The organism is Streptomyces sp. NPDC040622 (assembly GCF_055593965.1).
In genome coordinates this window covers 193,825-220,068 of record NZ_JBVIXD010000002.1, presented here as the reverse complement: position 1 = coordinate 220,068, position 26,244 = coordinate 193,825, and the positions used below count along the sequence as shown (strand labels likewise).

General features: G+C 71.2%; 27 protein-coding genes, 4 tRNA genes and 1 pseudogene. 6 read left to right on the top strand and 26 right to left on the bottom strand.

Annotated features, from left to right (window positions below):
* Positions 1 to 93: 93 nt before the first annotated feature.
* Positions 94 to 166, bottom strand: a tRNA-Trp gene (locus tag ACZ592_RS05390).
* A gap of 181 nt (positions 167 to 347) precedes the next feature.
* Here ACZ592_RS05390 and ACZ592_RS05385 point away from each other — a divergent pair.
* Both ACZ592_RS05385 and ACZ592_RS05380 read left to right on the top strand, forming a co-directional pair.
* Positions 348 to 1,574, top strand: coding sequence for a pyridoxal phosphate-dependent aminotransferase (locus ACZ592_RS05385; RefSeq protein WP_471580193.1), 1,227 nt, complete (start codon positions 348 to 350; stop codon positions 1,572 to 1,574).
* Between the two features lie 162 nt (positions 1,575 to 1,736).
* Complete coding sequence (locus ACZ592_RS05380) at positions 1,737 to 2,756, top strand: adenosine deaminase (RefSeq protein ID WP_471580192.1); 1,020 nt, start codon at positions 1,737 to 1,739, stop codon at positions 2,754 to 2,756.
* 12 nt (positions 2,757 to 2,768) lie between these two features.
* Here the strand turns inward: ACZ592_RS05380 and ACZ592_RS05375 are convergent, their stop codons facing one another.
* Positions 2,769 to 3,365 carry a TetR/AcrR family transcriptional regulator gene (locus tag ACZ592_RS05375; RefSeq protein WP_471580191.1) on the bottom strand — a complete coding sequence of 199 codons (597 nt, stop codon included), beginning with the start codon at positions 3,363 to 3,365 and terminating at the stop codon, positions 2,769 to 2,771.
* 87 nt (positions 3,366 to 3,452) lie between these two features.
* On the opposite strand from ACZ592_RS05375, the gene ACZ592_RS05370 reads away from it, so the two are divergent.
* On the top strand, positions 3,453 to 4,091 hold the full coding sequence (locus ACZ592_RS05370; protein ID WP_471580190.1) for an NAD(P)-dependent oxidoreductase: 639 nt from the start codon (positions 3,453 to 3,455) through the stop codon (positions 4,089 to 4,091).
* Between the two features lie 32 nt (positions 4,092 to 4,123).
* On the opposite strand, the pseudogene ACZ592_RS05365 reads toward ACZ592_RS05370, so the two are convergent.
* The 8 genes and pseudogenes from ACZ592_RS05365 to ACZ592_RS05330 all read right to left on the bottom strand — a co-directional run.
* A pseudogene (locus tag ACZ592_RS05365) lies at positions 4,124 to 5,215 on the bottom strand (UDP-N-acetylmuramate dehydrogenase); the annotation flags it as partial.
* Between the two features lie 48 nt (positions 5,216 to 5,263).
* Complete coding sequence (locus tag ACZ592_RS05360; protein WP_471580189.1) at positions 5,264 to 6,700, bottom strand: DHA2 family efflux MFS transporter permease subunit; 1,437 nt, start codon at positions 6,698 to 6,700, stop codon at positions 5,264 to 5,266.
* A 120-nt stretch (positions 6,701 to 6,820) separates the two neighbouring features.
* The gene (locus tag ACZ592_RS05355; RefSeq protein WP_471580188.1) at positions 6,821 to 7,411 is read right to left on the bottom strand and encodes a TetR/AcrR family transcriptional regulator; all 591 of its coding nucleotides are present in this window, start codon (positions 7,409 to 7,411) and stop codon (positions 6,821 to 6,823) included.
* Between the two features lie 214 nt (positions 7,412 to 7,625).
* The gene (locus tag ACZ592_RS05350) at positions 7,626 to 8,054 is read right to left on the bottom strand and encodes a MaoC family dehydratase (RefSeq protein ID WP_471580187.1); all 429 of its coding nucleotides are present in this window, start codon (positions 8,052 to 8,054) and stop codon (positions 7,626 to 7,628) included.
* A gap of 4 nt (positions 8,055 to 8,058) precedes the next feature.
* A complete protein-coding gene (locus ACZ592_RS05345) occupies positions 8,059 to 8,523 on the bottom strand; it encodes an FAS1-like dehydratase domain-containing protein (protein WP_471580186.1) in 465 nt (154 codons plus the stop codon).
* 86 nt (positions 8,524 to 8,609) lie between these two features.
* The gene (gene rpmG / locus ACZ592_RS05340; protein ID WP_004571794.1) at positions 8,610 to 8,774 is read right to left on the bottom strand and encodes a 50S ribosomal protein L33; all 165 of its coding nucleotides are present in this window, start codon (positions 8,772 to 8,774) and stop codon (positions 8,610 to 8,612) included.
* Between the two features lie 88 nt (positions 8,775 to 8,862).
* Positions 8,863 to 8,935 (bottom strand) — tRNA-Met (locus ACZ592_RS05335).
* 47 nt (positions 8,936 to 8,982) lie between these two features.
* Positions 8,983 to 9,055: transfer RNA gene (locus tag ACZ592_RS05330), tRNA-Thr, on the bottom strand.
* Between the two features lie 242 nt (positions 9,056 to 9,297).
* Between ACZ592_RS05330 and ACZ592_RS05325 the strand changes: the two genes are divergently transcribed.
* Positions 9,298 to 10,593: an amidohydrolase family protein gene (locus ACZ592_RS05325; protein WP_471580185.1), complete on the top strand. Its 1,296-nt coding sequence runs from the start codon at positions 9,298 to 9,300 to the stop codon at positions 10,591 to 10,593.
* A 149-nt stretch (positions 10,594 to 10,742) separates the two neighbouring features.
* Entirely contained in the window at positions 10,743 to 11,399 is a 657-nt protein-coding gene (locus tag ACZ592_RS05320; RefSeq protein WP_471580184.1) for an SDR family oxidoreductase, read from the top strand.
* Positions 11,400 to 11,459: 60 nt separating this feature from the next.
* Here the strand turns inward: ACZ592_RS05320 and ACZ592_RS05315 are convergent, their stop codons facing one another.
* Both ACZ592_RS05315 and ACZ592_RS05310 read right to left on the bottom strand, forming a co-directional pair.
* Positions 11,460 to 11,672: a hypothetical protein gene (locus ACZ592_RS05315; protein WP_471580183.1), complete on the bottom strand. Its 213-nt coding sequence runs from the start codon at positions 11,670 to 11,672 to the stop codon at positions 11,460 to 11,462.
* Positions 11,673 to 11,834: 162 nt separating this feature from the next.
* Positions 11,835 to 11,916: transfer RNA gene (locus tag ACZ592_RS05310), tRNA-Tyr, on the bottom strand.
* A gap of 195 nt (positions 11,917 to 12,111) precedes the next feature.
* Here ACZ592_RS05310 and ACZ592_RS05305 point away from each other — a divergent pair.
* Complete coding sequence (locus ACZ592_RS05305) at positions 12,112 to 12,600, top strand: YajQ family cyclic di-GMP-binding protein (RefSeq protein WP_471580182.1); 489 nt, start codon at positions 12,112 to 12,114, stop codon at positions 12,598 to 12,600.
* A 101-nt stretch (positions 12,601 to 12,701) separates the two neighbouring features.
* On the opposite strand, the gene ACZ592_RS05300 is transcribed toward ACZ592_RS05305, so the two are convergent.
* The 14 genes from ACZ592_RS05300 to ACZ592_RS05235 form a co-directional block, all read right to left on the bottom strand.
* Positions 12,702 to 12,968, bottom strand: coding sequence for a GlsB/YeaQ/YmgE family stress response membrane protein (locus ACZ592_RS05300; RefSeq protein ID WP_471580181.1), 267 nt, complete (start codon positions 12,966 to 12,968; stop codon positions 12,702 to 12,704).
* 176 nt (positions 12,969 to 13,144) lie between these two features.
* Positions 13,145 to 13,690 (bottom strand): SMI1/KNR4 family protein, encoded by a 546-nt coding sequence (locus ACZ592_RS05295; protein ID WP_471580180.1) that lies wholly within the window; start codon positions 13,688 to 13,690, stop codon positions 13,145 to 13,147.
* Between the two features lie 65 nt (positions 13,691 to 13,755).
* A complete protein-coding gene (locus tag ACZ592_RS05290; RefSeq protein ID WP_471580179.1) occupies positions 13,756 to 14,151 on the bottom strand; it encodes a YccF domain-containing protein in 396 nt (131 codons plus the stop codon).
* Positions 14,148 to 15,011, bottom strand: a complete 864-nt coding sequence (gene htpX / locus ACZ592_RS05285; protein WP_361716783.1) for a zinc metalloprotease HtpX — start codon at positions 15,009 to 15,011, stop codon at positions 14,148 to 14,150. Before htpX ends, ACZ592_RS05290 begins: the two co-directional genes overlap by 4 nt.
* 195 nt (positions 15,012 to 15,206) lie before the next feature.
* Positions 15,207 to 16,739, bottom strand: coding sequence for an NADH-quinone oxidoreductase subunit N (locus tag ACZ592_RS05280; RefSeq protein ID WP_471580178.1), 1,533 nt, complete (start codon positions 16,737 to 16,739; stop codon positions 15,207 to 15,209).
* Complete coding sequence (locus ACZ592_RS05275) at positions 16,736 to 18,328, bottom strand: NADH-quinone oxidoreductase subunit M (RefSeq protein ID WP_471580177.1); 1,593 nt, start codon at positions 18,326 to 18,328, stop codon at positions 16,736 to 16,738. Before ACZ592_RS05275 ends, ACZ592_RS05280 begins: the two co-directional genes overlap by 4 nt.
* Positions 18,329 to 18,334: 6 nt before the next feature.
* On the bottom strand, positions 18,335 to 20,344 hold the full coding sequence (locus tag ACZ592_RS05270) for an NADH-quinone oxidoreductase subunit 5 family protein (protein ID WP_471580176.1): 2,010 nt from the start codon (positions 20,342 to 20,344) through the stop codon (positions 18,335 to 18,337).
* Positions 20,341 to 20,748 (bottom strand): NADH-quinone oxidoreductase subunit NuoK, encoded by a 408-nt coding sequence (nuoK, locus tag ACZ592_RS05265; RefSeq protein WP_471580175.1) that lies wholly within the window; start codon positions 20,746 to 20,748, stop codon positions 20,341 to 20,343. Before nuoK ends, ACZ592_RS05270 begins: the two co-directional genes overlap by 4 nt.
* Positions 20,748 to 21,401: an NADH-quinone oxidoreductase subunit J family protein gene (locus ACZ592_RS05260; protein ID WP_471580713.1), complete on the bottom strand. Its 654-nt coding sequence runs from the start codon at positions 21,399 to 21,401 to the stop codon at positions 20,748 to 20,750. Before ACZ592_RS05260 ends, nuoK begins: the two co-directional genes overlap by 1 nt.
* Positions 21,401 to 22,039, bottom strand: a complete 639-nt coding sequence (locus tag ACZ592_RS05255; RefSeq protein ID WP_471580174.1) for a NuoI/complex I 23 kDa subunit family protein — start codon at positions 22,037 to 22,039, stop codon at positions 21,401 to 21,403. The genes ACZ592_RS05260 and ACZ592_RS05255 overlap by 1 nt, the downstream gene beginning before the upstream one ends.
* A complete protein-coding gene (locus tag ACZ592_RS05250; protein WP_471580173.1) occupies positions 22,039 to 23,007 on the bottom strand; it encodes a complex I subunit 1/NuoH family protein in 969 nt (322 codons plus the stop codon). The genes ACZ592_RS05255 and ACZ592_RS05250 overlap by 1 nt, the downstream gene beginning before the upstream one ends.
* A complete protein-coding gene (locus ACZ592_RS05245; RefSeq protein ID WP_471580172.1) occupies positions 23,004 to 24,803 on the bottom strand; it encodes an NADH-quinone oxidoreductase subunit C in 1,800 nt (599 codons plus the stop codon). The genes ACZ592_RS05250 and ACZ592_RS05245 overlap by 4 nt, the downstream gene beginning before the upstream one ends.
* Positions 24,800 to 25,540, bottom strand: a complete 741-nt coding sequence (locus tag ACZ592_RS05240; RefSeq protein ID WP_471580171.1) for an NADH-quinone oxidoreductase subunit B — start codon at positions 25,538 to 25,540, stop codon at positions 24,800 to 24,802. The genes ACZ592_RS05245 and ACZ592_RS05240 overlap by 4 nt, the downstream gene beginning before the upstream one ends.
* On the bottom strand, positions 25,531 to 25,920 hold the full coding sequence (locus tag ACZ592_RS05235) for an NADH-quinone oxidoreductase subunit A (protein WP_471580170.1): 390 nt from the start codon (positions 25,918 to 25,920) through the stop codon (positions 25,531 to 25,533). The genes ACZ592_RS05240 and ACZ592_RS05235 overlap by 10 nt, the downstream gene beginning before the upstream one ends.
* Positions 25,921 to 26,244 lie beyond the last annotated feature (324 nt).

Genomic DNA, 26,244 nt, shown 5'->3' with positions numbered 1-26,244 from the left:
TTCCGGGTCGTGGCCGTGCCGCGCCCGGTTGAGCCGCACGGCGGTGCAATGCAGTACGTACATGCGCACACATCCTGGCGAAGGAGTGTGTAGCAGGGCCGGAGGGACTTGAACCCCCAACCGCTGGTTTTGGAGACCAGTGCTCTACCAATTGAGCTACGACCCTTTGGTTTTCCCCAACCTACCGCATCCATCCATGTGCACGGAGTGCGCTGAGTGGCGGCGGCCGGTGAGGGCCAACGAGCAGTGAGTGTACGTGGTCTGCGGCCCCCCGTCGAACAGAATGGGTTCCGATGGTCTTGGAATCCCGTGCGCCGGGCCCGTTCGGGGTCTGGAACGATGGGGCGATGAGCGCTGCAACTTCTCCGACCGAGCGCCGGGTGTCCGCGCGCATCGGCGCGATCTCCGAGTCCGCGACCCTCGCCGTCGACGCCAAGGCCAAGGCCCTCAAGGCCGCAGGGCGGCCGGTGATCGGCTTCGGCGCGGGTGAGCCCGACTTCCCGACTCCGGACTACATCGTCGAAGCGGCCGTCGAGGCCTGCAAGAACCCGAAGTTCCACCGCTACACGCCCGCCGGGGGCCTGCCCGAGCTCAAGGCCGCGATCGCCGCGAAGACCCTGCGCGACTCGGGGTACGAGGTCGACGCGTCGCAGATCCTCGTGACCAACGGCGGCAAGCAGGCCATCTACGAGGCCTTCGCCGCGATCCTCGACCCGGGCGACGAGGTCATCGTCCCCGCGCCCTACTGGACGACGTACCCGGAGTCGATCCGTCTCGCCGGCGGTGTCCCGGTCCCGGTCGTCGCCGACGAGACCACCGGCTACCGCGTCTCCGTCGAGCAGCTGGAGGCCGCGCGCACCGAGCGCACGAAGGTCGTGCTCTTCGTGTCGCCGTCGAACCCGACGGGCGCCGTCTACAGCGAGGCCGACGCCGAGGCGATCGGCCGCTGGGCCGTCGAGCACGGCCTGTGGGTCATGACCGACGAGATCTACGAGCACCTCGTCTACGGAGACGCGAAGTTCACCTCGCTCCCCGCGATCCTGCCCGAGCTGCGCGACAAGTGCGTCGTGGTCAACGGCGTCGCCAAGACGTATGCGATGACCGGCTGGCGGGTCGGCTGGATCATCGGCCCGAAGGACGTGGTGAAGGCCGCGACGAACCTGCAGTCGCACGCCACGTCCAACGTCTCGAACGTGGCGCAGGCCGCCGCGCTCGCGGCCGTCTCCGGCGACCTGGTCGCCGTCGAGAGGATGCGTGAGGCCTTCGACCGGCGCCGCAAGACGATCGTGCGGATGCTCAACGACATCCAGGGCGTGATCTGCCCCGAGCCCGAGGGCGCCTTCTACGTGTACCCCTCGGTGAACGGCCTCATCGGCAAGGAGATCCGCGGCAAGCGCCCGCAGGACTCCGTCGAGCTGGCCGCGCTGATCCTGGAGGAGGCCGAGGTCGCGGTGGTTCCGGGCGAGGCCTTCGGGACGCCGGGCTACCTGCGCCTTTCGTACGCGCTCGGCGACGACGACCTCGTCGAGGGCGTCTCGCGGCTGCAGAAGCTGCTGGCCGAGGCCCGCGACTGAGCTTCCGTTCCTCCGTCGGGGATCCCGGTGGAAAACAGCGCTCCACGCGTGCGTGCGGGCCGTCTCTCCCTGTGGAGAGGCGGCCCGTTTCTTCGTTCGGGGGAGAACTCGAAGGGGGAAAGCCGCTACCGGGAGGCCGTGTGCGTACGGCAAGATCCTGGAATGGAGCGTGTACGAGACGTAAGAGAGCTGCCGAAGGCCCACCTGCACCTGCACTTCACCGGGTCGATGCGGCCCAGCACATTGCTCGAACTCGCCGACAAGTACGGAGTACGGCTCCCCGAGGCGCTGACCGGCGCCGCGCCGCCGAAGCTGCGCGCCACGGACGAGCGGGGCTGGTTCCGCTTCCAGCGGCTCTACGACGCCGCCCGCTCCTGCCTGCGCGAGCCCGACGACATCCGGCGCCTGGTGCGCGAGGCCGCCGAGGAGGACCTGCGGGACGGGTCCGGGTGGCTGGAGATCCAGGTCGACCCGACCTCGTACGCGCCGCGCCTCGGCGGACTGATCCCGGCCCTGGAAATCATCCTGGACGCCGTCGAGAGCGCCTCGCGGGAGACCGGCCTCGGGATGCGCGTCCTGGTCGCCGCGAACCGCATGAAGCACCCGCTGGACGCCCGCACGCTGGCACGGCTCGCCGTGCGGTACGCGGACCGGGGCATCGTCGGCTTCGGACTCTCCAACGACGAGCGCCGGGGCTTCGCGCGGGACTTCGACCGGGCCTTCGCCATCGCGCGGGACGGCGGCCTGCTCGCGGCCCCGCACGGCGGTGAGCTCAGCGGGCCCGCCTCGGTGCGGGACTGCCTGGACGACCTGCACGCGGGGCGGATCGGGCACGGGGTGCGGGCCGCGGAGGACCCGCGGCTCCTGAAGCGGCTCGCCGACCGGGGCGTGACGTGCGAGGTGTGCCCGGCGTCCAACGTGGCCCTCGGCGTCTACGACAAGCCCGAGGACGTGCCCCTGCGGACGCTCTTCGACGCGGGGGTGCCGATGGCGCTGGGCGCCGACGACCCGTTGCTCTTCGGGTCGCGGCTCGCCGCCCAGTACGAGATCGCGCGCAGGCACCAGGGTTTCACCGACCCCGAACTGGCGGAGCTGGCACGGCAGTCGATCCGCGGGTCGGCCGCGCCCGTCGACACCCAGGACAAGCTGCTGGCCGGGGTCGACGAGTGGCTGGCCGGCTGAGGCCCTGCCGCGTCAGCCGATGCCCTTGAGGACGGTGCGGGCGAGGGCGGCGGCGAACTCCTCGACGGTCTGCGGGGGCCGCTTGCCCACCGTGGCGTCGTAGGCGAAGGCGCGCTGCGCGCAGGCGCCCATGAGGAGGGAGGCGGCCGCGAACGTGTCGGCGTCGGATGCGATGCGACCGGCGTCGCGCTCGGTGCGCAGATAGGCGTCCAGGGCCTCGATGGGCATGTGCGGTCCTGTGCCCATCTCGCGCATGGAGTCCTCGTGCCGGCGCTTCAGCTTCGTCTCGGCGTACAAGGAGGCCGCGATCGGGAAGCTCTCGGCGTAGAAGCCGCAGGCCAGGCGGGCGATCTCGGTGAGGTTCTCCACCACTGCGCGCACCACCGGCCGCTCCACCAGCTCGTTCAGAAGGGGGCCGAGCCGGGGCAGCCTCTCTTGCAGGACGCTCACGAACAGCTCCTCCTTGCTCGCGAAGTGCTTGTAGAGCGCCGCTTCGGAGCAGCCCGCCGACTTGGCGATCTCCTTGGTGGTGGCCCGTGCGAGGCCCCGCGTGAACATGAGCTCGTGGGCCGCGTCGAGGATGCGGACCCGGGTGGGCTTCTGCTGCATGTGCCGTCCAACCAGACTTGACGAGGAGGTGAGTGTCTACTCACCCTAGAGGTGAGTGAATACTTACCCACCTGCGGAGGCTGCGCAATGAAGCTCACGGTGTTCGGTGCGACCGGTGGCATCGGCCAGGAGATCGTCCGGCAGGCCCTCACGGCGGGGCACAAGGTCACGGCGGTGGTGCGCGACCCCGCTCGGCTCACGGTGGCCGGGGAGGGCCTTGAGGTGTTCCGGGCGGACGTGCGGGATCCCGAGGCGCTGCGCCCGGCGGTCGCGGGCCGGGACGCGGTCCTTTCGGGGCTCGGGGCCCGCAGCCGCGCGGACGCGGGTACGGGCGTCACCACGGAGCTCACGCGTTCCGTGCTGCGGGCGATGGACGCGGAGGGCACCCGGCGGCTCCTGGTGGTGAGCGCGGCGCCGGTGGGGCCGAGGCCGGCGGACTCCTCGCTGCTGGACCGTGCCGTGCTGGGCGTGGTCCACGCGGCCCTCAAGAGCGTCTACGTCGACCTGACGGCGATGGAGGCCGAGCTGACCGCCAGCGCGACGGACTGGACGTCGGTGCGTCCCCCGAGGCTCCAGGACAAGCCCGTGACCGGCACCTACCGCACGGTCGTGGGCGGCTTCCCGCGCGCGGGGCGCCTGATCGGGCGCGCGGACGTGGCGCACGCGATGCTCGCCATGACCGACGACCCCGCCACCGTGAAGCAGGGAGTGGGCGTGGCCTACTGACCACGCCCACCGACCGCCTTCCGCAGGCCCCGCTACAGGCTGACGCCCACCGTCACCGGTTCGTTGACGAGGGTGACGCCGAAGGCGTCCCGCACGCCGGCGACGACCTCGCGGGCAAGGTCGAGCAGGTCCTCGGTGGTCGCGCCGCCCCGGTTGGTGAGGGCGAGGGTGTGCTTGGTGGAGATGCGGGCCCGGCCCTGACCGTAGCCCTTGGTGAAGCCCGCCTTGTCGATGAGCCAGGCGGCGGAGGTCTTCACGCGGCCGTCGCCCGTCGGGAAGGCGGGCGGCGCGACGTCGGGGCCGAGGCGGTCCGTCACGCGCGCGTGGAAGGCGGTGAACTCCGCCTCGGTGAGGATCGGGTTGGTGAAGAAGGACCCGGCCGACCAGCTGTCGTGGTCCTCGGGGTCGAGCACCATGCCCTTGCCCGCGCGGAGCTTGAGGACGGTCTCCCTGGCCACCGCGGCCGGAACCCTCTCGCCGGCCTCGACACCGAGGGTGCGCGCCGTCTCGGGGTACTTGAGGGGGGCGCTCATCCCCTGCGCGTCCTCGAGCTCGAAGCGGACCCGCAGCACCACGAAGCGGTCGGGATCGGCCTTGAAGCGGCTGTGGCGGTACGAGAAGTCGCACTCGGCGTTCGTCATCACGACCGTCTCGTGCGTGATCCGGTCGTACGCGATCACCTCGGTGATCGTCGACGACACCTCCTGGCCGTACGCCCCCACGTTCTGGATCGGCGTGGCGCCGGCGGAGCCGGGGATGCCGGCAAGGCACTCGATGCCCGCGAGACCGGCCTCGACCGTGCGGGCCACCGCGTCGGTCCAGGTCTCGCCGGCCGCGAGCTCGAGGCTCGTGCCGTCGAGGTCGAAGCCCCGGGTGGCGATGCGCAGGGCGGTGCCGTCGAAGCCCTTGTCGCCGATGACCAGGTTCGAGCCGCCTCCGATGAGCAGCAGTGGCGTGCCGGACGCGTCGGCCTCACGGACGGCGGCGATCACCTCGGCGTCGGTCGTCGCGGTGATCAGGCGGGTCGCGGGACCGCCGAGCCGGAAGGTGGTCAGCGGGGCGAGGGGGGCATCGTGGAGTTCCTGCACGTGCTCAAGAGTACGAGAACGGCCCCGCCGTCCCGGGCGGGGCCGTTCTGGTGCGCTCGCTCGGGCGGCGACGCGCGAGCTCGCTCAGGCGGTGACCAGTTCGTCCTGCGGGGTGGCGGCGCCCGTGCCCGGTCCGCCGGCCGCCGCGCGGCGGGTGGGGATGAACAGTGCCGCCACCGCCGCGAGGGCCACCACGCCGGCGCCCACCCACAGTGCGGGCCGCAGGCCGTCCACGAAGTTCTGTGCGGGCATGTAACCGCCCTGCGCCGAGAAGATCGAGGACATCACGGCGATGCCGAGGGCGCCGCCGACCTCCCGCAGCGCGTTGTTGGCGCCGGAGGCGATGCCCTGCTCGTGCGGGTGGACGCTGGACATCACCAGGTTGGAGGCGGGGGCGAAGTACAGGGACATGCCGACTCCGCTGATGATCAGGGCCGGCAGCTGCGTGCCGTACGTCGCGTCGGCCGCCACCACCACGGCGTACCAGGCCAGGCCCACGCCTTGGAGGAAGAGTCCGGCGGCGACGACCGGGCGGCCGCCGATCCGGTCGGAGAGGTAGCCCGCGAGCGGCGAGACGAGCATCGGCATGCCGGTCCAGGGCAGCATCCGCAGCCCCGCCTCGGTGGGCGAGTAGCCGAGGACGTTCTGCATGTACTGGCTGAGCAGGAAGATCGAGCCGAACATCCCGAGGAACATCAGCAGGCTCGCGGCGTTGATCCCGGCGAACGCACGACTGCGGAAGAGGCGCATCGGCAGCATCGGTGCCTTGGCACGGATTCCGTGGCGGACGAAACCGACGAGCAGGACGGCTCCGGTGATCAGGCTGACGAGGACGGTGGCGCTGGACCAGCCGTCGATGGGGCCGCGCACCAGGGCGTACACGACACCGAAGAGGCCGCCGCTGGCGAGCAGGGTGCCCGCGAAGTCGAGGCGCGCGCCGGGGGCGTACGACTCGGCGAGGCGGAGGCGGGCGAGCGGCAGCAGGATCAGGCCGAGCGGAACGTTCAGCCAGAAGATCCACTGCCAGGAGACGTGCTCGGTGAGGCTGCCGCCGATGAGCGGGCCACTGGCGACCGCGAGGCCGTTGACGGCACCCCATATGCCGTACGCCATGCCGCGCTTGGCCGGGGAAACGGCCGCCGTCAGGAGGGTCAGCGTGAGCGGCATCATGATCGCGGCGCCGACGCCCTGCACCGCGCGGGCGGCGATCAGCGCGTCCAGGCCCGGCGCGAGGGCCGCGGCGGCGGAGGCGCCGGTGAAGACCGAAAGGCCGACGATGAAGAGCCTGCGGCGGCCGAACCGGTCCCCCAGGGCCGCGCCGAACATCAGCAGCACGGCGAAGGTGAGCGTATAGGCGCTCACCGTCCATTCGAGGTCGTGCAGCGCGCCCCCGAGGTCCTCGCGGATGGAGGGCAGGGCGGTGGTGACGACGAGATTGTCGAGTGCCGCCATGAACCCGGCGACGCTGGTGACGACGAGGGCCCAGGCCGCTCCCCCGCGCCGTGCTGTCTGCTGTGACATCGCTCCCCCTGAGATCGACTGTCTTGAGATTAGTTATTGATGACTAACTTCGGCGGGCACAGAAGATCCCGCCCCTCCCCTGTGCACACGGATCCCCCTGCGCACGAACTCACCGCTCGCTCACTGCCCGCCCACCGCTTGCTCACTGCTCGCTCGCTGCTTGGGCTGCACCAATTCGTAGAAGCCGGTCCACACCCGGTGGTCGGGCTGGAACCCCATCGACACCAGGACGTTGACCAGCATTCCGTACGCGAGGAACGACGTCGTCTCGTCGGCGTCCGCCCCCATCGCGAGGTGCACCGTCTCGTACATCTCCATCCAGGAGGCCCGCAGCACCTCGCCGAACTCCCGGTCGCCGGACGCCTCCGCGGCGGCCGTGGCGACGTACATCTGCATCTGCATGAGCAGCTTGTCCGGGTCGTCGGCGATGAGCGCCTGATAGGCCTGCCCCATGACGTGCACGGCGTCTTCCGCCGCCACTCCCTCGGACGCGGCCTCGAAGACCTCCCTGGTCTCCTGACAGCACCGCTGCGACGCGGCGAGGAAGATGGCCCGCTTGTCCGGGAAGAGCCGGAAGAGGTACGGCTGCGAGACACCCACCCGCTTGGCGATCGCCTCGGTGGAGGTGCCCTTGTAGCCGCTCCGCGCGAACTCGACGATCGCCGCGCGGATGACGCTCTCGCGTCGCTCCTCTGCGCTCATCCTGACCATGCGAGTAAGTTAGTGTCCAATCACTAAGTTGGTCAAGCGGTGGGATACCCGCGTCCACGCCACAGCGCCACGAGTCCGGAACGTTGCGAGTCCGGAGTGCCACGAGTCCGAAGCGTTGCGAGTGATGGGCGCTACGGGTGAGGAGTGACGAGTAAGGGGCGCCCTTCCATGGAGGACGCCCCTTACCTGTGTCTACGTAGACCGCCGGTGGCCGTCAGGCCAGCTGCACGACGGCCCGCGACATGCCGAGCACCTTCTGGTCCCCGCTCTTCGCGAGCAGATCGACCCGCACGCGGCGGTCGTCCAGCTTGGCCGCGACCTTGGCGCCGACCTCGATGGCGGCACCCTTGTCGTCGTTCGGGACGACGACGGGCTTGGTGAAGCGCACGCCGTACTCGACGATCGCCCCCGGGTCGCCCAGCCAGTCGGTCACGACGCGGATCGCCTCGGCCATGGTGAACATGCCGTGCGCGATGACGTCGGGAAGACCGACCTCGAGCGCGAACTTCTCGTTCCAGTGGATCGGGTTGAAGTCACCGGAAGCGCCCGCGTACTGCACGAGCGTGGCGCGCGTCACCGGGAAGGTCTGGGCCGGCAGCTCCGTGCCGACCTCGACGTCGTCGTAGGAAATCTTCGCCGTCATCGCTTCACGCCTCCTCTGCCGCGGGCTCTGCCGCACGCGCGACGAGCTTGATCAGGGCGGTCACGACGTGCTCCCCGGCCTCGTCGTGGACCTCACCGCGGATGTCCAGGATGTCGTTGCCCGCGAGCGACTTGATCGACTCGATGGTCGAGGCGACCGTGAGCCGGTCCCCGGCGCGCACCGGACGGCTGTAGACGAACTTCTGGTCGCCGTGCACGACGCGGCTGTAGTCGAGGCCCAGCTGCGGGTCCTCGATGACCTGCCCGGCGGCCTTGAACGTGATCGCAAACACAAAAGTCGGCGGGGCGATCACATCGGGGTGTCCGAGCGCCTTGGCGACCTCCGTGTCGGTGTACGCGGGATTGGCGTCCCCCACCGCCTCGGCGAACTCACGGATCTTCTCCCGGCCGACCTCATAAGGATCAGTGGGGGGATAGGAACGCCCCACGAAGGACTGGTCGAGCGCCATGGACTCGGCACCTCCTGCGGTTGGTTGGGTAAACGACACGAGGCCGCCCCCAACAAACGGGGACGGCCTCGTGTACGAGCCTGTGTTTAGCGCGTTTCGCGGTGCGCAGTGTGCGCGTTGCAGCGCGGGCAGTGCTTCTTCATCTCAAGACGGTCCGGGTCGTTACGCCGGTTCTTCTTGGTGATGTAGTTCCGCTCCTTGCACTCCACGCAGGCCAGCGTGATCTTCGGGCGGACGTCGGTGGCAGCCACGTGAGTGCTCCTTGACGGACGGATGGACGGATGAACGCATAAAAGAGTAGCCGATCGAAGGACCGACCCCACAATCGGCTACCGTTAGTAGCGGTGACCGGACTTGAACCGGTGACACAGCGATTATGAGCCGCTTGCTCTACCGACTGAGCTACACCGCTGCGATGCCGGATCCCCCCGCCCGAAGGCGAGGATCACTCGACATCAGAGCCCCAATGCGGAATCGAACCGCAGACCTTCTCCTTACCATGGAGACGCTCTACCGACTGAGCTATTGGGGCGAGCGATGAAGACATTACACGGTTGGTCGCCGATCGCCCAAATCCGTTTCTCCGGGCCCGTCCAGGGGCTTCGCGGAGCCCGCCTCAGGCGTCTCTGACCACCCCGTCCGTGCACCCGCACCACACCGGTACGACTATTCCGCTCCTCCTCGAAGCGGGCCTTTCGCCGTCCTAGGCTCGACGCGCGCTGCGTGATCTTGACGCCTCGACGACTGCAGCCGCCCCCGATCCCCAGGAGCGCGATGCCCGACAGCCAGCCGCAGCAGCCCCACTCCTCCGGCGCTTCCGGTCCCTCCGGTTCCGGTCCCTCGGACGACTCCGGAGCCCTGCTGCTCAGCGGCGCCCGGCTCACCGACGGCAGGACCGTGGACGTCCGGCTGGGCGACGGACGCATCGAGGCGGTCGGCACGGCCGGCAGCCTGAGCACGCACGCCGCGCGCGTGGACCTCGGCGGCTACCTCCTGCTGCCGGCCGCCGCCGAGCCGCACGCGCACGGCGACACGGCACTGTCGGCGGACGAGGCGGGCCCGGTCTCCTACGAGGTCCCCGATGTGCAACGCAGAGTCACGGAGGCGGCACTGCTGCAGCTCGGGCACGGCGCGACGGCGCTGCGGTCGCACGTGCGGACCGGTGACGTCCACGGGCTCGGCCCGATGGAGGCGGTGCTGCAGGCGCGGCGCTCGCTGCGGGGCCTGGTCGACCTGACGACTGTCGCCGTGCCGCGGCTCCTGACGGGCGTCGCGGGCGCCGACGGGCTCGCGATGCTGCGGGACGCGGTGAAGATGGGCGCCTCCGTGGTGGGCGGCTGCCCCGATCTCGACCCCGATCCGACCGGGTACGCGGAGGCGGTCCTGGAGCTCGCCGCGGAACACGGGTGCCCCGTCGACCTGCACACGGACGGTGACGATCCGGCGCGGCTCGGACGGCTCGCCGCGATGGCGGGCGGGCTGCGGGCCGGCGTGACGATCGGGCCGTGCGGCGGGCTCGGGCGGCTGCCGACGGACGTGGCGTCCCGCACCGCCGAGCAGCTCGCGGCGGCCGGGGTGACGGTGGTCTGCCTGCCGCAGGGCGGGTGCGGGAGCGCGGAGCGGCACGGGGTGGCACCGGTGCGCCTCCTGCGGGCGGCGGGCGTGCGGGTCGCCGCGGGCAGCGGAGCCATGCGGGACGTGTCCAACCCGGTGGGACGCGGGGATCCGCTGGAGGCCGCCTACCTGCTGGCCTCGCGGTGCAGGCTGCGGCCCGAGGACGCGTACGACGCGGTGAGCGGGGCCGCCCGGACGGCCATGGGGCTGCCCGAGGTGCGGGTGGAGGCGGGCTTCCCCGCCGAACTGCTCGCCGTGCGCGGCGACCGGCTCGCGGGCGCGCTGTCGCTCGCGTACAGCCGGGTGGTGGTGCACCGGGGGCGTGTTGTGGCGCGGACCAGCGCGGTGCGCGAGTACTGCGACTCCGCTGCCGCGGTGGCACTGGATCTGCCGCGGCAGGGGCGGGCCTCGGGGTCCGCTCCCGGGCGCCCGAAGGGCGACGAGCCGGCCTCTTGAGGGTGCCGGGCCCTCCCCCGAGAGTGCCACCGGCCGAGCCTCGGGAATGAGTCCGGACGGGCCTGCACACGCGCGTGCTTTCTGGTGGCTTTCCGGGCCTGCACGCGTGCGTTGAGCGCTCGCGTCCGGCCTGTCGTACGGTCGGGAGTATGCGCATTGTCATCGCTGGAGGTCATGGTCAGATCGCGCTGCGGCTGGAGCGTCTGCTCGCCGCGCGCGGTGACGAAGTCGCCGGACTGATCCGCGACAAGGGGCAGGAGGCGGATCTGCACGAGGCCGGCGCCGAACCGGTGCTGTGCGACCTGGAGTCGGCCTCCGTCGACCAGGTCGCCGAGCATCTGCGCGGCGCCGACGCGGCCGTCTTCGCGGCGGGTGCGGGGCCGGGCAGCGGCGCCGACCGCAAGAACACCGTGGACCGGGGCGCGGCCGTGCTCTTCGCGGACGCGGCGGAGCGGGCCGGCGTGCGGCGGTACATCGTCGTCTCGTCGATGGGCGCCGATCCGGCGCACCAGGGCGACGAGATCTTCGACGCCTATCTGCGGGCCAAGGGCGAGGCCGACGCGTCCGTACGCGCGCGTGACGCCCTGGACTGGACGATCCTGCGTCCCGGGATGCTGACGGACGACGCGGGCAACGGTCTCGTACGTCTGGAGGCGTCGACCGGGCGCGGTCCCGTCCCCCGGGACGACGTCGCCGCGGTGCTCGCGGAGCTCCTGGACACGCCGGCCACGGCCGGGCTGACGCTGGAGCTGGTCAGCGGGTCCGTGCCGGTGTCGGTGGCGGCCAAGTCGGTCGCCGGGAACTGAGGTCCCGCGAGTCGGCCCGGGACGGCTCCCGCCGGGCACGGCGGCGCTTCTGAGGGCCGCTCAGAACAGGGGCAGCTGTCCCGGGCAGTCCGGGACCACGTAGCCGTCCAGGGCCGGCTGAGCGGCTCCCAGCTGTGCCTGTCTGCGGGAGCCGGGGCAGGAGATCAGCTCCCCGGCGCCGCGCGGTCCCGGCGGGTCGTGGCGGGCGAACCGGCCGCCGACGACGGCGATCTCACGGCGGCATTCGGGGCAGTTTCTGCGACGGGACGACATGTGATCAGTGTGCCGTTCCGTGCCCCGCAGGAGGCCGAACCGGCCCCCTCGCGTCCACTGCCGGGGCCCATGAGAGCTGCCCGCGGGCACCTCGGCCCGGCAACAACGAAGAAACCCCCTCCGGTCTACGTTTCCGCAGATCGGAGGGGGTTTACCTTCATGTGGCGGCGCCAGGATTCGAACCTGGGAAGGCTGAGCCGGCAGATTTACAGTCTGCTCCCTTTGGCCGCTCGGGCACACCGCCGGGTTTGCTGCCCGCCCCGCTTGCGCGGCGCTCCGTGGCAACGACGTAAACGATACCTGATGCACAGGGGTGCTTCGCCACCCGATTGATCGGCACCCGGCGCGGGGGCGGTGGCTAGGCTTTGCGGACGCGGGCGGCGTCAGTCGGCCGCGTATCCGCTGAGTACGCATACCCCGATACAAGGAGCCACAGGACATGGCCGACTCCAGTTTCGACATCGTCTCGAAGGTCGAGCGGCAGGAGGTCGACAACGCCCTCAACCAGACCGCCAAGGAGATCTCGCAGCGTTACGACTTCAAGGGCACGGGCGCCTCGATCGCGTGGTCCGGCGAGAAGATCCTGATGGAGGCGACCGGCGAGGAGCGGGTCAAGGCGATCCTCGATGTCTTCCAGTCCAAGCTGGTCAAGCGCGGCATCTCGCTGAAGGCGCTGGACGCGGGCGAGCCGCAGCTGTCCGGCAAGGAGTACAAGATCTTCGCCTCGATCGAGGAGGGCATCTCCCAGGAGAACGCGAAGAAGGTCGCCAAGATCATCCGTGATGAGGGCCCCAAGGGCGTCAAGGCGCAGGTCCAGGGCGACGAGCTGCGGGTCAGCTCGAAGAGCCGCGACGACCTGCAGGCCGTCCAGGCGCTGCTCAAGGGGCAGGACTTCGACTTCGCGCTGCAGTACGTGAACTACCGGTAGGACGCCGTGCGTCGGTAGTGGTTGTCGTGGACGACGAAGGGCGGGCACCCCGGGTGGGGTGCCCGCCCTTGCTGCTGGCCGCAGATCGGGGAAACGATTCCTCAGCGGCGGGAGTGGCCGAAGAGGATGCGGTAGGCGACGAGCAGGACGAGTGAGCCGCCGATGGCCGCGGCCCAGGTGGCGCCGTCGTAGAAGTGGTTGGTGATCGGGCGGTCGAGGTAGCGGGCGGAGATCCAGCCGCCGATGAAGGCGCCCGCGATGCCGATGACGGTCGTGCCGATGAAGCCGCCGGGGTCGCGGCCGGGCAGCAGCAGTTTGGCGACGGCTCCGGCCAGCAGTCCCAGAACGATCCAGCTGATGATGCCCATGCAGTGACCTGACCTTTCTCGCGCGATGAGCTTGTGTGCGCTGTCGTCCGGTAGGACGTCCGCTCGCGGGGGCGCGGTTGCGGTGATCCGTCAGGTGCGGCGCATGACACAGCAGCGGCCGGAGTCGTGGTGGGAGACGGCGGCGGGGCGGCTACGGTCCGTGGGCGGCGGGAGCCTCACGCGTGCGTGCCGTCGTCCTGCCAGGCCACAAGGTCCGTGCCGCCGTTTCCCTCCGTGTGCTCCTCGTACCAGCCCGTGCCGTCGAGCCAGGTGGTGAGCCAGGTCGACAGGCTCGGGGAGTCGACGAACCAGGCGTGCCGCGGGTCGCCGCCGTTGGGCTCGAAGAGCAGGACCTGGGCGTCGTCGGTACGGCAGTTCACGCACGCGTACATCGCGCAGCCCCAGTGGGATATCGGCAACACGCCTGCCGGCCAGCCCCAGTCGGAGGCGCGCATCGCGAGGTACTTCTCGACGACGGCCGGTTCGCCCCCGGAGGACGTGCCTTCGAGCAGGGACAACAAGCCGTACTCCGGGCCGAATCCGCCGTCTCCTATGCGGGTGTAGAGAGCGGCGAGCAGGGGCGGCAGGGTGAAGCCCAGGGAGGCCTCCGCGCGGGCCAGGGTGCCCGCGTCCACGGGGTCGGGCAGCGTGTCCCAGCCCCAGGGGCGGATGGCCCGAGCCTCGTCGGCGACGCGGGCCAGCAACTGCTCGGTGGCGTTCATGAGTTCATGGTGGACCACGCCACTGACAATCCGTCGCGGGCCGCTTCCGCCGCCGGGTGCCCGCTCTAGTAGCGCGCGGTGAACGGCTGGTCCGTGCGGACGATCTCGCGGCCCAGCGGCAGCAGCGAGACCGGGATCAGCTTGAAGTTGGCGATGCCCAGGGGGATGCCGATGATCGTGACGCAGAGCAGGAAGCCGGTGACGATGTGGCCGATCGCGAGCCACCAGCCCGCGAGGACCAGCCACAGGACGTTGCCCAGGCAGGAGGGCGCTCCCGCGTCGCGGCGCTCGACCGTCGTGTAGCCGAAGGGCCACAGGGCATAGCGGCCGATGCGGAAGCTGGCCAGGCCGAACGGGATGCCGATGATCGTGATGCAGAGCAGTGCGCCCGCCAGCAGGTAGCCCAGGAACATCCAGAAGCCGCAGAGGACCAGCCATATGACGTTGAGGATTGTCTTCACTGGTGACGACCTGCCATCTGTTCGAGTCGGGCGATGCGCTCCGCCATCGGCGGGTGCGTGGAGAACATCTTGGACATGCCCTGCCCCGGACGGAAGGGGTTGGCGATCATCATGTGACTCGCCGTCTCGAGGCGGGGCTCGGGCGGCAGCGGCAACTGCTTGGTCCCTGCGTCGAGTTTACGCAGGGCGCTCGCCAGGGCCAGGGGGTCGCCGGTGAGCTGCGCGCCGGACGCGTCGGCCTCGTACTCCCTGGAGCGGCTGATGGCCAGCTGGATGATGGAGGCCGCCAGCGGGCCGAGGAGCATGATCAGAAGCATTCCGAAGATGCCCGGTCCTTCGTTGTCGTTCGAGCGGCCGACCGGGATCAGCCAGGCGAAGTTGACCAGGAACATGATCACGGAGGCGAGCGCGCCCGCGACCGAGGAGATCAGGATGTCGCGGTTGTAGACGTGGCTGAGCTCATGGCCGATCACGCCGCGCAGTTCGCGCTCGTCGAGGAGGCGCAGGATGCCGTCGGTGCAGCACACCGCCGCGTTGCGCGGATTGCGGCCCGTCGCGAACGCGTTCGGCGCCTCGGTGGGCGAGATGTACAGGCGGGGCATGGGCTGGCGGGCCTGGGTGGAGAGCTCGCGGACCATGCGGTACAGCTCGGGGGCCTCGAATTCGCTCACCGGGCGGGCACGCATGGCGCGCAGGGCGAGCTTGTCGCTGTTCCAGTACGCGTACGCATTGGTGCCGAGCGCCACGAAGAGCGCGACGATCAGGCCTGTACGCCCGAAGAAACTGCCGATGACAAGGATGAGCGCGGACAGTCCCCCGAGGAGTACGGCAGTCTTCAACCCGTTGTGCCGGCGGTGCACGGTACGCCCTCCTGGTGGTGCGTGGGGGAACCCTCTGCTGACTGGTGCTTCCACTGTTCAGTGGACCCTCCCGTACTGGTCAACGCCAGGCGGGGAGCACTAGTTCCCTTGTGCACGCGGGAGCGATGTAGGCCGCGCGAGTGACGGGCCCCGCGGCCGGTGGGGGCGGGCTGCGGTTCTGTGGAGGGCCGCCCGTCAGAACAGGGCGGTGTCCGAGAACCTCAGGATCAGCTGGGGCGCTCCGGAGAGGGCGATGCCCAGGAGCGCGGTGAGGGCGATGGCGGCGGTGAGGGGCGCCGGGACGCGGTGCTTGACCGGCTCGCCCTCGGGGGCGCGGAACAGGAGCGCGGTCCACTGGAGGTAGTAGAAGAGCGCGATCACCACGTTCACGGCCATCACCACGGCGAGCCAGCCGAGGCCCGCGTCGACCGCGGCCGAGAAGACCGTGACCTTCGCGAAGAGGCCGATGATGCCGGGCGGCAGGCCCGCGAGGCAGAGCAGGAAGAAGCCGAGGACGAGGGCGGCCAGGGGGCTGCGCGCGTACAGGCCGCGGTAGTCGCTGACACGGTTCAGGCGCCGGGTGCGGCCGACGAGGGCCGCCACGGCGAAGGCGCCGAGGTTCACGGCGGCGTACATCAGGGCGTAGGCGACGGTGGAGCCGACCGCCTTCTCGGCCTCGGCGGTGTCGTCGGCGTACCCGGCGGCGGCGATCGGCACCAGGAGGTAGCCGGCCTGGCCGACCGAGGACCAGGCCAGGAGGCGTACCGCGCTGTACGCGCGCGTGGCCCGCTGGCGCAGGGCCGCCACGTTGCCCGCGGTCATGGTGAGGGCGGCGAGGACGGCGAGGGCCGGGCCCCAGACGTCCGCGTAGGAGGGGAAGGCGACGACGGTGACGAGGATGAGGCCGGTGAAGCCGACGGCCTTGCCGACGACGGAGAGGTACGCGGCCACGGGCAGCGGCGCGCCTACGTAGGTGTCGGGCACCCAGAAGTGGAAGGGGACGGCCGCCACCTTGAAGGCGAAGCCGACGAGGGTGAGGGCGACGCCGGTCTGGGCGAGGGTGTGCAGCTGGCCGTCGACGTTCTCCAGCTCGGTGGCGATCTCCGTGAGGTGCAGGGTGCCGGTCGCCGCGTACGCGAAGCTGACGCCCATGAGACTGACCGCGGTGGCGGTGACCGAGGAGAGGAAGAACTTCAGGGCCGCTTCGGAGGAGCGCTTGTCGCCGCGCCGGAGGCCGACAAGGGCGAAGGCGGGCAGGGACGCCACTTCCAGGGCGACGACGAGCGTCGCGAGGTCCCGCGAGGCGGGCAGCAGGGCGGCGCCGGCCGCTGAGGAGAGCAGCAGGAACCAGTACTCCCCCGCGGGCAGTTCGTCCCCGGAGTCCTTGAGGGTGCTCATGGAGAGCAGGGCGGCGAGCAGGGCGCCGCCGAGGACGAGCAGCTGGATGACGAGGGTGAAGCGGTCGGCGGTGTAGCTGCACGCGTGCGTGCCACCGCCGGTCAGGCAGAAGGTCGAGCGGTCGTCGTCCAGGAGGGGCAGCAGGCTGAGGGCGGCCGCGGCCAGGCCCGCCACGGAGATCCAGCCGAGGACCGCCTTCTTGCCCGCTCCCACGAAGAGGTCGGCGACGAGCACGACGAGGCCGACGACCGCCGCGATGGCCGGCGGCGCGATCGCGAGCCAGTCGACGGACTGGACGAGGCTTGCGGCGCTTTCGGCGGCCACGGTCACGACTTGCCTCCAGTGAGGAGCTTCTGCACGGCCGGGTCGGTCAGGCCGAGGAGAGCCGCGGGCCAGAGTCCGGCGAGGACGGTGAGGGCGACGAGCGGGGTCCAGGCGGCGAACTCGTAGCCGTGGACGTCGGCGAAGGCCTTGGGCGCGGGCTCGTCGGGCACGGCCTGCGGCATCGGTCCCATGCAGACGCGGCGTACGACGATGAGCATGTACGCGGCGGTGAGCAGGGTGCCGAAGGCCGCGACGGCCATGAACGTGAGGAAGGCGGGGCGGCTCAGGTCGTCGGCGGGGTCGAACGCGCCGAACAGCGCGAGCATTTCGCCCCAGAACCCGGCCAGGCCCGGCAGGCCGAGCGAGGCGACGGCGCCGAAGGCGAGGAGGCCGCCGAGGCGCGGCGCCTTGCCGTAGAGGGCCGCGCCCGACTCCTGCGCGAGCGAGTCGAGGTCGGTCGTGCCGGTGCGGTCCTTCAACGCGCCGACCAGGAAGAAGAGCAGGCCGGTGATGAGGCCGTGGGCGATGTTGGCGAACAGCGCGCCGTTCACGCCGGTCGGGCTCATCGTCGAGATGCCGAGCAGGACGAAGCCCATGTGGCCGACGGACGAGTACGCGATGAGGCGCTTGAGGTCGCCCTTCGCGCCCTGTCTGGCGAGCGCGAGGCAGGCCAGGGATCCGTAGATGATGCCGACGACCGCGAAGGCGGCGAGGTATGGCGCGAACTCCCGCATGCCGTCGGGCGCCACGGGCAGGACGATCCGGACGAACCCGTACGTACCCATCTTCAGCATCACGCCGGCCAGCAGGACCGAGCCGACGGTGGGCGCGGCGGTGTGGGCGTCCGGCAGCCAGCTGTGCAGCGGCCACATCGGCGTCTTGACCGCGAGGCCGATCCCGATCGCCAGAACGGCGATGACCTGCACGGATGTGGTCAGGCCCCGGCCGTTGTCAGTGGCGAGTGCCACCATGTCGAATGTGCCGGACTTGAGTCCGATCAGGAGGAGGCCGAGCAGCATCACGACGGAGCCGAGCAGCGTGTAGAGGATGAACTTCCAGGCGGCCTGCGTGCGTTCGGCGCCGCCCCAGCGGGCGATGAGGAAGTACATCGGGATGAGCACCATCTCGAACGCCAGGAAGAACAACAGCAGATCGAGGACGGCGAAGGTCGCGAGGGTGCCGGACTCGAGCAGCAGGATCAGCGCGACGAATGCCTTGGGGGACGGGCCCGACGGCATTTTGAAGTAGGAGTACAGCGCGCAAAGGAAGGTCAGCAGCGCGGTCAGGACCAGAAGGGGGAGCGAGATGCCGTCGATGCCGAGATGGATGCGCACGTCTAGTGCGGGGATCCAGCTGATATCCGTCGTGGCCTGCATCTTTGACGGCTGGTCATGGTCGAAGCCGAGCGCGAGGACGATCGCGGCGAGCAGGATCACGCCGGTCACGACCACGCCATGGCGCAGCACCGCCTGGTCGGGCGACTTTCCCTTCAGTCCGGGCGGGGCGGGCAGGAGGGCGGCCACGGCGCCGATGAGCGGGCCGACGACGATCAACGCCAGAAGAAACTGCATCACGGACTCACTGATACCGATCACGGCTGCTCACGCTCCGGCGGTGGCGACGAGGACGGCGGCGACGGCCAGGACGACCGTGCCTGCGAGCAGCGCGCTCAGGTAGGTCTGCACGTTGCCGGTCTGCGCGCGGCGGACGGCCGCACCCAGCCAGCGGGGTGCCGCGCCCGCGCCGCGCACGTACGTCTCCACGACCTCGCGGTCGAGGAAGCGGACGAGGCCCGCGGCGGCCCGGACGGGGCGCACGAACAGCACGTCGTAGACGGCGTCGAGGTGGAAGCCGACGGCGGCGTGCCGGTGCAGCGGTCCGAGCAGCAGGCGGCCGGGGTCGGCCGGGTCCGGCGCCGAGGCGACGTCTCCGTACGCGGGGGCGTGGGTGGCGATGGCCTCCGCCTCGACCAGGCCGCCGTCGGCGTCCGGGTCCGCGGCGACCGCGCCCATCGGGACCTGGGCGGCCGGCACCGTGGTGTGCCGCCACGCGCCGTAGGTGACCAGGCCGCCGACGAGCGCGAGGCCGGTGCCGAGCACGGAGGTGGTGAGCGTCGGGGTGAGCGCGTGGCCGTCGAACCAGTCCGGCAGGACGCCGACGGAGAGACCGAAGGCGAGGGAGGGGACCGCGAGTACCCACAGCACGGCCGTCATGGTGACGGGCTGCCGTCCGTGGTCGGGGGCCTCGGTTCCCTTGCCGTGGAAGGCGAGCAGCCACAGGCGCGTCGCGTACGCGGCGGTGAGGAGGGCGGTGAGCAGACCGGCGACCAGGACGATCCAGCCCGCCGCTGCGGGTGCGGCCTCGGCGTGGCCGGTGGCCGTGTGCTCGGCGGCGCCGAGCACGGCCTCCTTGGAGAAGAAGCCGCTGAACGGCGGGATCGCGGCGAGCGCGAGCAGCGCCACGGTCATCGTCCAGTAGGCGTCGGGGATGCGGTCGCGCAGGCCCGTCATGCGGGACATGGCGGCGAGCGAGTTGGTGCCGGCGGCGTGGATGATCACGCCCGCCGCGAGGAACAGCAGCGCCTTGAAGGCGCCGTGCGACAGGAGGTGGAAGACGGCGGCACCGCGGTCGCCGACGGCGAGGGCGCCGGTCATGTAGCCGAGCTGCCCGATCGTCGAGTACGCGAGGACGCGCTTGATGTCGTCCTGGGCGAGCGCCGCGAGGGCCGAGCCGGCCATCGTGACGGCGGCCATGACGGCGAGGACGACCAGGGCCGCACCGGAGGTGGCGAAGACGGGGAGGAGCCGGGCCACGAAGTAGACACCGGCGGCGACCATCGTCGCGGCGTGGATCAGCGCGGAGACCGGCGTGGGGCCGGCCATCGCGTCGGGCAGCCAGGTGTGCAGCGGGAACTGCGCGGACTTGCCGGCCACGCCCGCGAGCAGCAGCAGGGCGATCAGCGTGGGGTGGTCGAGTCCGCCGTCCGCGACCCTCGCGAGGATCGTCGTGATGCGGAAGGAGCCCGTGTCGGCGGCGAGCGCGAACAGGCCGATCAGGAAGGGGACGTCGCCGAGCTTGGTGACGAGGAAGGCCTTCAGGGAGGCGGCGCGTGCCTCGGGGGTCTCCCAGTAGTGGCCGACCAGGAAGTACGAGCAGATGCCCATGATCTCCCAGCCGACCAGGAGCACCATCAGGTCGCCGGAGTAGACGACGAGCAGCATCGCGGAGGTGAAGAGGGAGACGAGCGCGGCGTACGAGGGGTAGCGGGGGTCCTCGCGGAGGTAGCCCGTCGAGTAGATCTGCACGCACGACGCGACGACGCCGACCAGGACGGCGACGAGGGCGGCGAAGCCGTCGATGTGCAGGGCCAGTTCGATGGGGACCGAGCCGGTCGGGGTGAGCTCGGTGGCGGCGTCGACCGCGGCCTTCCCGCCGCCGGTGCCACCGCCCTGGCGGACGGTCACGAGCACGGCGAGCAGCAGGGCCGTCAGCGTGGGCAGCACCGCGAGGGGACGTACGAGACCGGGGGCCCGGCGGCCGAGCAGGAGGCCCGCGGCCGCGCCCAGGAACGGAAGGAGGGGGACGAGGACGGCGAGGGTCGTCGTGGTCACGCGGTTGCCTCAGCCTTCTGCGCCGGTGCGGCCTCGTCGGTTTCGTCGGTCGCGTCGGGGGCGACGGTGTCGTCTGCCGGGTCGTCGTCCGGGCTCTCGGCGGTGTCGCGGAGGTCGTCGACGGCGGAGCTGCCGCGGTTGCGGTAGACGGCCAGGACGATCGCGAGGCCGATGCCGATCTCGGCCGCGGCGATGGCGATGGTGAAGAGGGTCAGGGCCTGGCCTGCGTGCAGGGAGTCGCGGAGCCAGACGTCGAAGGCGACCAGGTTGAGGTTGACGGCGTTGAGCATCAGCTCGACGGACATCAGGACGAGGATCGCGTTGCGCCGGGCGAGCACGCCGTACAGGCCGACGCAGAAGAGGAGGACGGCGAGGACGGCGGGATAAGCGAGGTGGAGCTGCATCAGCTGTTCTCCTCCTGGTCCTTGGCTCGGTCCTTGGCCTGGTCCTTGGCCTGGTCCCGGGCTTGGCCCCGGGGTGCGCTGGGGTCCTCGGCGGGGTTCTTGCGGGAGAGGACGATCGCGCCGACGAGGGCGGCCAGGAGGAGGACCGAGAGCGCCTCGAAGGGGAGCACCCAGTGCCGGAAGAGGATCGAGCCGGTCACGTCGGTGGAGCCCTGGGGGGCGCCGTCCAGGTCGATCACCGTGGTGCGGAACGCGTCCACGACGACCCAGACCAGGGCGGCGGCAGCGGCGAGGGCCACCGCGAGCGCGACCGGCCGGTTGCCCGAATCGGCGTCCGGGGAACGGCCGATGGGCGCCCTGGTGAGCATCAGTCCGAAGAGGAGGAGGACGACCACGGAACCGACGTAGATGAGGACCTGCACCCAGGCGATGAACTCGGCGGTCAGCAGGAGGTACTCGACGGCGAGCCCGCCGAGCGCCACGACCAGCCAGAGGGCGGCGTGCACCAGCTGCTTGGTCGTGACCGTGATGACGGCCGCGCCGAGCGTGACGAGTCCGACGAGGAGGAAGGCGATCTCGACGCCGGAAGGGGACAGGAAGCCGTGGCTCTCGGTCGCTGCGACCGTGGTCGCCGCGGTGGCTGCTGCGGGGATCACGCCTCACCCTCCGGTGCGTCGGGAGCGTTGGGCACGTCGGGGGCGTGGGGTGCTCCAGAAGCGTTGGGTGCTTCAGGAGCGTTGGGGGTGCCGGGTGTTTCGGGGGTGCTCTGTGCGGCGGCCAGTTTCTCCGCGGCCTTGCGGGCGGCGGCGAGTTCCTTCGGTTCCTCGGCGCCGGGGTCGAGTGCGGGCGGCGCCGGGACCGTCCACATCCACTCGCGGAGCTTGTCGCGCTCGTGGGTGAGTTCGTGGATGTCGGTCTCGGCGTACTCGAACTCCGGCGACCAGAAGAGCGCGTCGAAGGGGCAGACCTCGATGCAGATGCCGCAGTACATGCAGAGGGCGAAGTCGATGGCGAACCGGTCGAGGACGTTGCGGCTGCGCTCGCGGCCGCCCGGGGCGGCGGGCGGGACCGTCTCCTTGTGGGAGTCGATGTAGATGCACCAGTCCGGGCACTCGCGGGCGCACAGCATGCAGACCGTGCAGTTCTCCTCGAACAGGCCGATGACGCCGCGGGTGCGCGGCGGAAGTTCGGGCTGGTGCTCCGGGTACTGCTCGGTGACGGTCTTCTTCGTCATCGTGCGGAGGGTGACGGCGAGGCCCTTGGCCAGGCCGCTGCCAGGGATCGGAGGCATCAGTTGATCGCCACCTTCACGATTCCGGTGAGCGCGATCTGCGCGAGGGCGAGCGGGACGAGGAGGGTCCAGGAGAACTTCTGGAGCTGGTCCTCGCGGAGACGGGGGTAGGACACGCGCAGCCAGATGACGACGAAGGCCAGGACGGCGGTCTTCAGCAGGGTCCAGACCCAGCCGAGTCCGTCTGCACCCCACGGGCCGTGCCAGCCGCCCAGGAAGAGGACGGTGGTCAGGCCGCACAGGACGACGATTCCGGCGTACTCGGCGAGGAGGAAGAGGGCGAAGCGCAGGCCCGTGTACTCGGTGTACGCGCCGAAGATGATCTCCGAGTCGGCGACCGGCATGTCGAAGGGCGGGCGCTGGAGTTCGGCGAGGCCCGCGATGAAGAAGACCAGGGCGCCGACGATCTGCCAGGGCAGCCACCACCACTCGAAGGCGTCGACGATGCCGGGCAGCGAGACCGTGCCCGCGGCCATCGCGACCGAGGCGGCGGCGAGCAGCATCGGGAGTTCGTACGAGAGGAGCTGGGCGGCGGTGCGCAGGCCGCCGAGGAGGGAGAACTTGTTGGCGCTGGCCCAGCCCGCCATGAGCGAGCCGAGGACGCCGACGCCCATCACCGCGAGCACGAAGAAGATGCCCGCGTCGACGACCTCGCCGACCGCGCCCTCGCCGGGGCCGACCGGGATGGCGATCAGGACGAGGAGGTAGGGCAGCAGGGCGACCGCGGGGGCCAGTTGGAAGACGCGGCGGTCGGCCTCGGCCGGGACGATGTCTTCCTTCTGGGCGAACTTCACGCCATCGGCCACGAGTTGGGCCCAGCCGTGGAAGCCGCCCGCGTGCATGGGGCCGAGGCGGCCCTGCATGTGGGCCATCACCTTGTGCTCGGTCTGACCGATGACGAGGGGCAGGACCAGGAACACGGCGAAGACGATGACGAGGCGCAGGGCGACGTCGAGGGCGTCGTTCACTCGGTGCCTCCTGTGCGGTCGCGGTCGACGTCGCCGTTTTCGGGTTTCTTGGCCGGCTCGGGGGGCGGAGTGGGGTCCTGGGCCTCGGTGGGCTCCGACGGCTCGGGGCCCGTGGTGGGCTCCGACGGCTCGGGGCCCGTGGTGGGCTCCGACGGCTCGGGGCCCGTGGTGGGCTTCGGGGTCTCGGCCGGCTCAGAACCCGCCGTGGGCTTCGGGGTCTCGGTGGGCTCGGCCGCCTTCGTGGGCTCAGCCGCTTTCGTGTCCTTCGTGGGCTCCGTGGCCTTCGTGGCCTCTGTGGCCTTCACGGCCTCCGTGGGCTCCGTGGGCTCCGTGGGCTCCGTGGGCTGAGGGTCCGCGGTGAGCTCGGGCTTCGCCACCGGCTCGGGTCGCTCGGGCTGCGGCGGCTGCTGCTTCGACTGCGGCCGCGGCTTCTGTTCCGCGTCGTCGAACGCCGGGCGGGCGTGGTGCCACGGGGCGTCGGGGCTGCGCGGGGCCGACGGCGGCGCGACCTCGGGCTTAGCCTCGGGCTCGGACGCCTGGTCCTTGGCGGCGGCCTTGTCCTTGGCGAGGGCCCGGCCCGTGCCGGGGGCCGAGTCCGTGGCAGGGGCCGAGCCCGGCGCGGGATCCGAGCCCGTGCCGGGAGCCAAGTCTCTGGCAGGGGCCGAGTCCGACGCGGGATCCGAGCCCGTGGCAGGGGCCGAGTCCGTGCCGGGAGTCGAGTCCGTGGTGGGAGCCGTGTCCGGCGCGTCGGTCGCCCGCTTCGTAGCGGGCACCGCCTCCGGTGCAGGCGCCGCCTCCGGTGCAGGCGCCGCCTCCGACCCAGGCACCGCGTCCCGCGCAGGCGCCGCCTCCGGTGCAGGCGCGGCCTCCGACCCAGGCGCCGCGTCCCGCGCGGGCGCCGCCTCCGCGGCAGGGTTGGGCTTGGGCCCGGTCCCAGGCGTGGGCTCCGTGGGCTCGGGCTCCGGCGCCCCGGCCCGCGTCGACCGCTGTGATGCCGAACCCTGGCTCGCGCTGCGTGAGCGCCTCGGCGGGCGGGCCGGGGCCTCCGGCTGCGGAGTCTCGGCAGCCTCGGCGGGCGGAGGAGCCGCGGCCGGCGTCTCGGGGGTCGCCTGGCTTGCGGAGCCCTGCCCCGCCGTACGCGTACGGCGGGCCGGACGTTCGCCGCCCGCCGCCCTGCCCGCGCCGCCCGCCGCGCGGCCCGCGCCACGGGCCGGCCGGGACGGTGCCGCGGGGAGCGTGCCCTTCAGCGGGCCCCATTCGTTCGGGTCGGGCACGCCGGGAGGCAGCATCTGGCGGCGCTTGGGGCCGCCGTGCTCGGACTCCCCCGGTTCCTTGGCGCCCGGCCAGGCCTTCACGACGCGGGCGGCGAGCACGAAGTCCTTGCGGAGGGGGTGGCCCTCGAAGTTCTCGGGGAGCAGCAGCGGGGCGAGGCCGGGGTGGCCCTCGAACGTCACGCCGAACATCTCGTGCGTCTCGCGTTCGTGCCAGGCGGCGCCCGCGTAGACGTCGACGGCGGAGGCGAGCACCGGGGCGTCGTGCGCGATCGTCGTGCGCAGCAGCAGCCGGCGTACGGGGGAAAGGGCCACCACGTGCGCGGCGACGCGGAAGCCGGTGCCGGGCTCGTCGACCGCGCTCAGCCAGTCGAAATAGGTGCAGGCCAGCGTGGTGCGGGCGGTTTCCAGGGCGGTGGTCCACGCGGCGGGCGGTACGTCGACGGTGAGGACGTCGTAGGACTCCTCGGCCGTCGCCTCCGCGCCGAAGAGCTCCTCGACGGGGCTCGGCAGCCAGCCGGTCACCGGTCCCCCTCACCCTCGGCGGCGGCAGCCGGCACCGAATCCGAAGAAACCGAGTCCGAAGAGGGGGATGGGGACGGGGATGGGGAAGGGGAAGAGGGTGCAGGCGCGGGGCCCTTGACCAGGTCGCTCCGCAGAGCTGCCGTCGAGGGCCGCGCCCCGTTCCCGTACCGCTCCCCCAGCGACTCCCGGGCGATCTTCTCCTGGAGCTTGAGGATGCCCTGGAGCAGCGCCTCGGGGCGGGGCGGGCACCCGGGGACGTACACGTCGACGGGGATGATCTGGTCGACGCCCTTGGTGACGGAGTACGAGTCCCAGTACGGGCCGCCGCAGTTGGAGCAGGCGCCGAAGGAGATGACGTACTTCGGCTCGGGCATCTGCTCGTACAGGCGCTTCACGGCGGGGGCCATCTTGTCCGTGACCGTGCCGGACACGACCATCAGGTCGGCCTGGCGCGGGCCCGGTGCGAACGGGATGACGCCGAGCCGGATGAAGTCGTGGCGCGCCATGGACGCGGCGATGAACTCGATGGCACAGCAGGCGAGACCGAAGTTGAAGACCCAGAGCGAGTAGCGGCGGCCCCAGTTGAGGACCACCTTCATCGGCTCGGGGGCCAGGCGGGCGAGCGCGCCGAGGCGCTTCGGCTCGGGGAGCGGCACGGGCCGCCCTCCGGGGTCCGGGTAGGTGCCCGAGGCGGTCTCCGGGTAGGTGCCCGCAGCGGTTTCCGGGGTCACGTCCACGTCAGGACGCCCTTCTTGTATGCGTACAGCAGGCCCACGGTGAGGAAGCCGAGGAAGATGAACATCTCCACGAGCGTCGTCGCGCCGTAGCCGGGCGCGGCGAAGATCGTCGCCCAGGGGAAGAGAAAGATCGAGTCGACGGCGAAGATCACGTAGAGGAACGCGTAGACGTAGTAGCGGACCTGGGTGTGGGCCCAGCCGTCGCCGACGGGGTCGACGCCGCACTCGTACGTCAGGAGTTTCTCCGGGGTGGGCACCACGGGGCGCAGCAGCCGCCCCGCTCCGAAGGCCACGGCGACGAACAGCACGCCCACGACGGCGAGCAGTCCGACGACGGAGTACGACTGGTAGTAGCTTGCCGCGACGTTCGTCACGTGCACGTCAGCCCCTTCACTCCCTGACTCACTCCCCGGCCGTGCCCGGCCCTGACCTTGTCGACGATCTGTACGCACGGGAGTCTAGGGCCTGCTAAAGGCTGGGTAAGCAGAGCGTCACGCATCGGTCGGGACACAGGGGCTCACGTCGGCCGGGACACAAGGGCTCGCCTCTGTCAGGACACAAGGGCTCGCGCCGGCCGGGACACAAGGGCTCGCCTCTGTCAGGACACAAGGGCTCACGTCGGCCGGGACACAAGGGCTCGGGTCGGCCCGGCCGGGGCCGTGCAGGAGCGCGCCGCGGCCGGGACCGGGGTGAGGTGGGGTTAT

What these genes read in the sequence shown, in the direction of transcription:
- ACZ592_RS05385 (WP_471580193.1), top strand. Translation starts at nt 348, where the DNA reads ATGAGCGCTGCAACTTCTCCGACCGAGCGCCGGGTGTCCGCGCGCATC.
- ACZ592_RS05380 (WP_471580192.1), top strand. Translation starts at nt 1,737, where the DNA reads ATGGAGCGTGTACGAGACGTAAGAGAGCTGCCGAAGGCCCACCTGCAC.
- ACZ592_RS05375 (WP_471580191.1), bottom strand. Translation starts at nt 3,365, where the DNA reads ATGCAGCAGAAGCCCACCCGGGTCCGCATCCTCGACGCGGCCCACGAG.
- ACZ592_RS05370 (WP_471580190.1), top strand. Translation starts at nt 3,453, where the DNA reads ATGAAGCTCACGGTGTTCGGTGCGACCGGTGGCATCGGCCAGGAGATC.
- ACZ592_RS05360 (WP_471580189.1), bottom strand. Translation starts at nt 6,700, where the DNA reads ATGTCACAGCAGACAGCACGGCGCGGGGGAGCGGCCTGGGCCCTCGTC.
- ACZ592_RS05355 (WP_471580188.1), bottom strand. Translation starts at nt 7,411, where the DNA reads ATGGTCAGGATGAGCGCAGAGGAGCGACGCGAGAGCGTCATCCGCGCG.
- ACZ592_RS05350 (WP_471580187.1), bottom strand. Translation starts at nt 8,054, where the DNA reads ATGACGGCGAAGATTTCCTACGACGACGTCGAGGTCGGCACGGAGCTG.
- ACZ592_RS05345 (WP_471580186.1), bottom strand. Translation starts at nt 8,523, where the DNA reads ATGGCGCTCGACCAGTCCTTCGTGGGGCGTTCCTATCCCCCCACTGAT.
- ACZ592_RS05325 (WP_471580185.1), top strand. Translation starts at nt 9,298, where the DNA reads ATGCCCGACAGCCAGCCGCAGCAGCCCCACTCCTCCGGCGCTTCCGGT.
- ACZ592_RS05320 (WP_471580184.1), top strand. Translation starts at nt 10,743, where the DNA reads ATGCGCATTGTCATCGCTGGAGGTCATGGTCAGATCGCGCTGCGGCTG.
- ACZ592_RS05315 (WP_471580183.1), bottom strand. Translation starts at nt 11,672, where the DNA reads ATGTCGTCCCGTCGCAGAAACTGCCCCGAATGCCGCCGTGAGATCGCC.
- ACZ592_RS05305 (WP_471580182.1), top strand. Translation starts at nt 12,112, where the DNA reads ATGGCCGACTCCAGTTTCGACATCGTCTCGAAGGTCGAGCGGCAGGAG.
- ACZ592_RS05300 (WP_471580181.1), bottom strand. Translation starts at nt 12,968, where the DNA reads ATGGGCATCATCAGCTGGATCGTTCTGGGACTGCTGGCCGGAGCCGTC.
- ACZ592_RS05295 (WP_471580180.1), bottom strand. Translation starts at nt 13,690, where the DNA reads ATGAACGCCACCGAGCAGTTGCTGGCCCGCGTCGCCGACGAGGCTCGG.
- nuoK (WP_471580175.1), bottom strand. Translation starts at nt 20,748, where the DNA reads ATGCAGCTCCACCTCGCTTATCCCGCCGTCCTCGCCGTCCTCCTCTTC.
- ACZ592_RS05255 (WP_471580174.1), bottom strand. Translation starts at nt 22,039, where the DNA reads ATGCCTCCGATCCCTGGCAGCGGCCTGGCCAAGGGCCTCGCCGTCACC.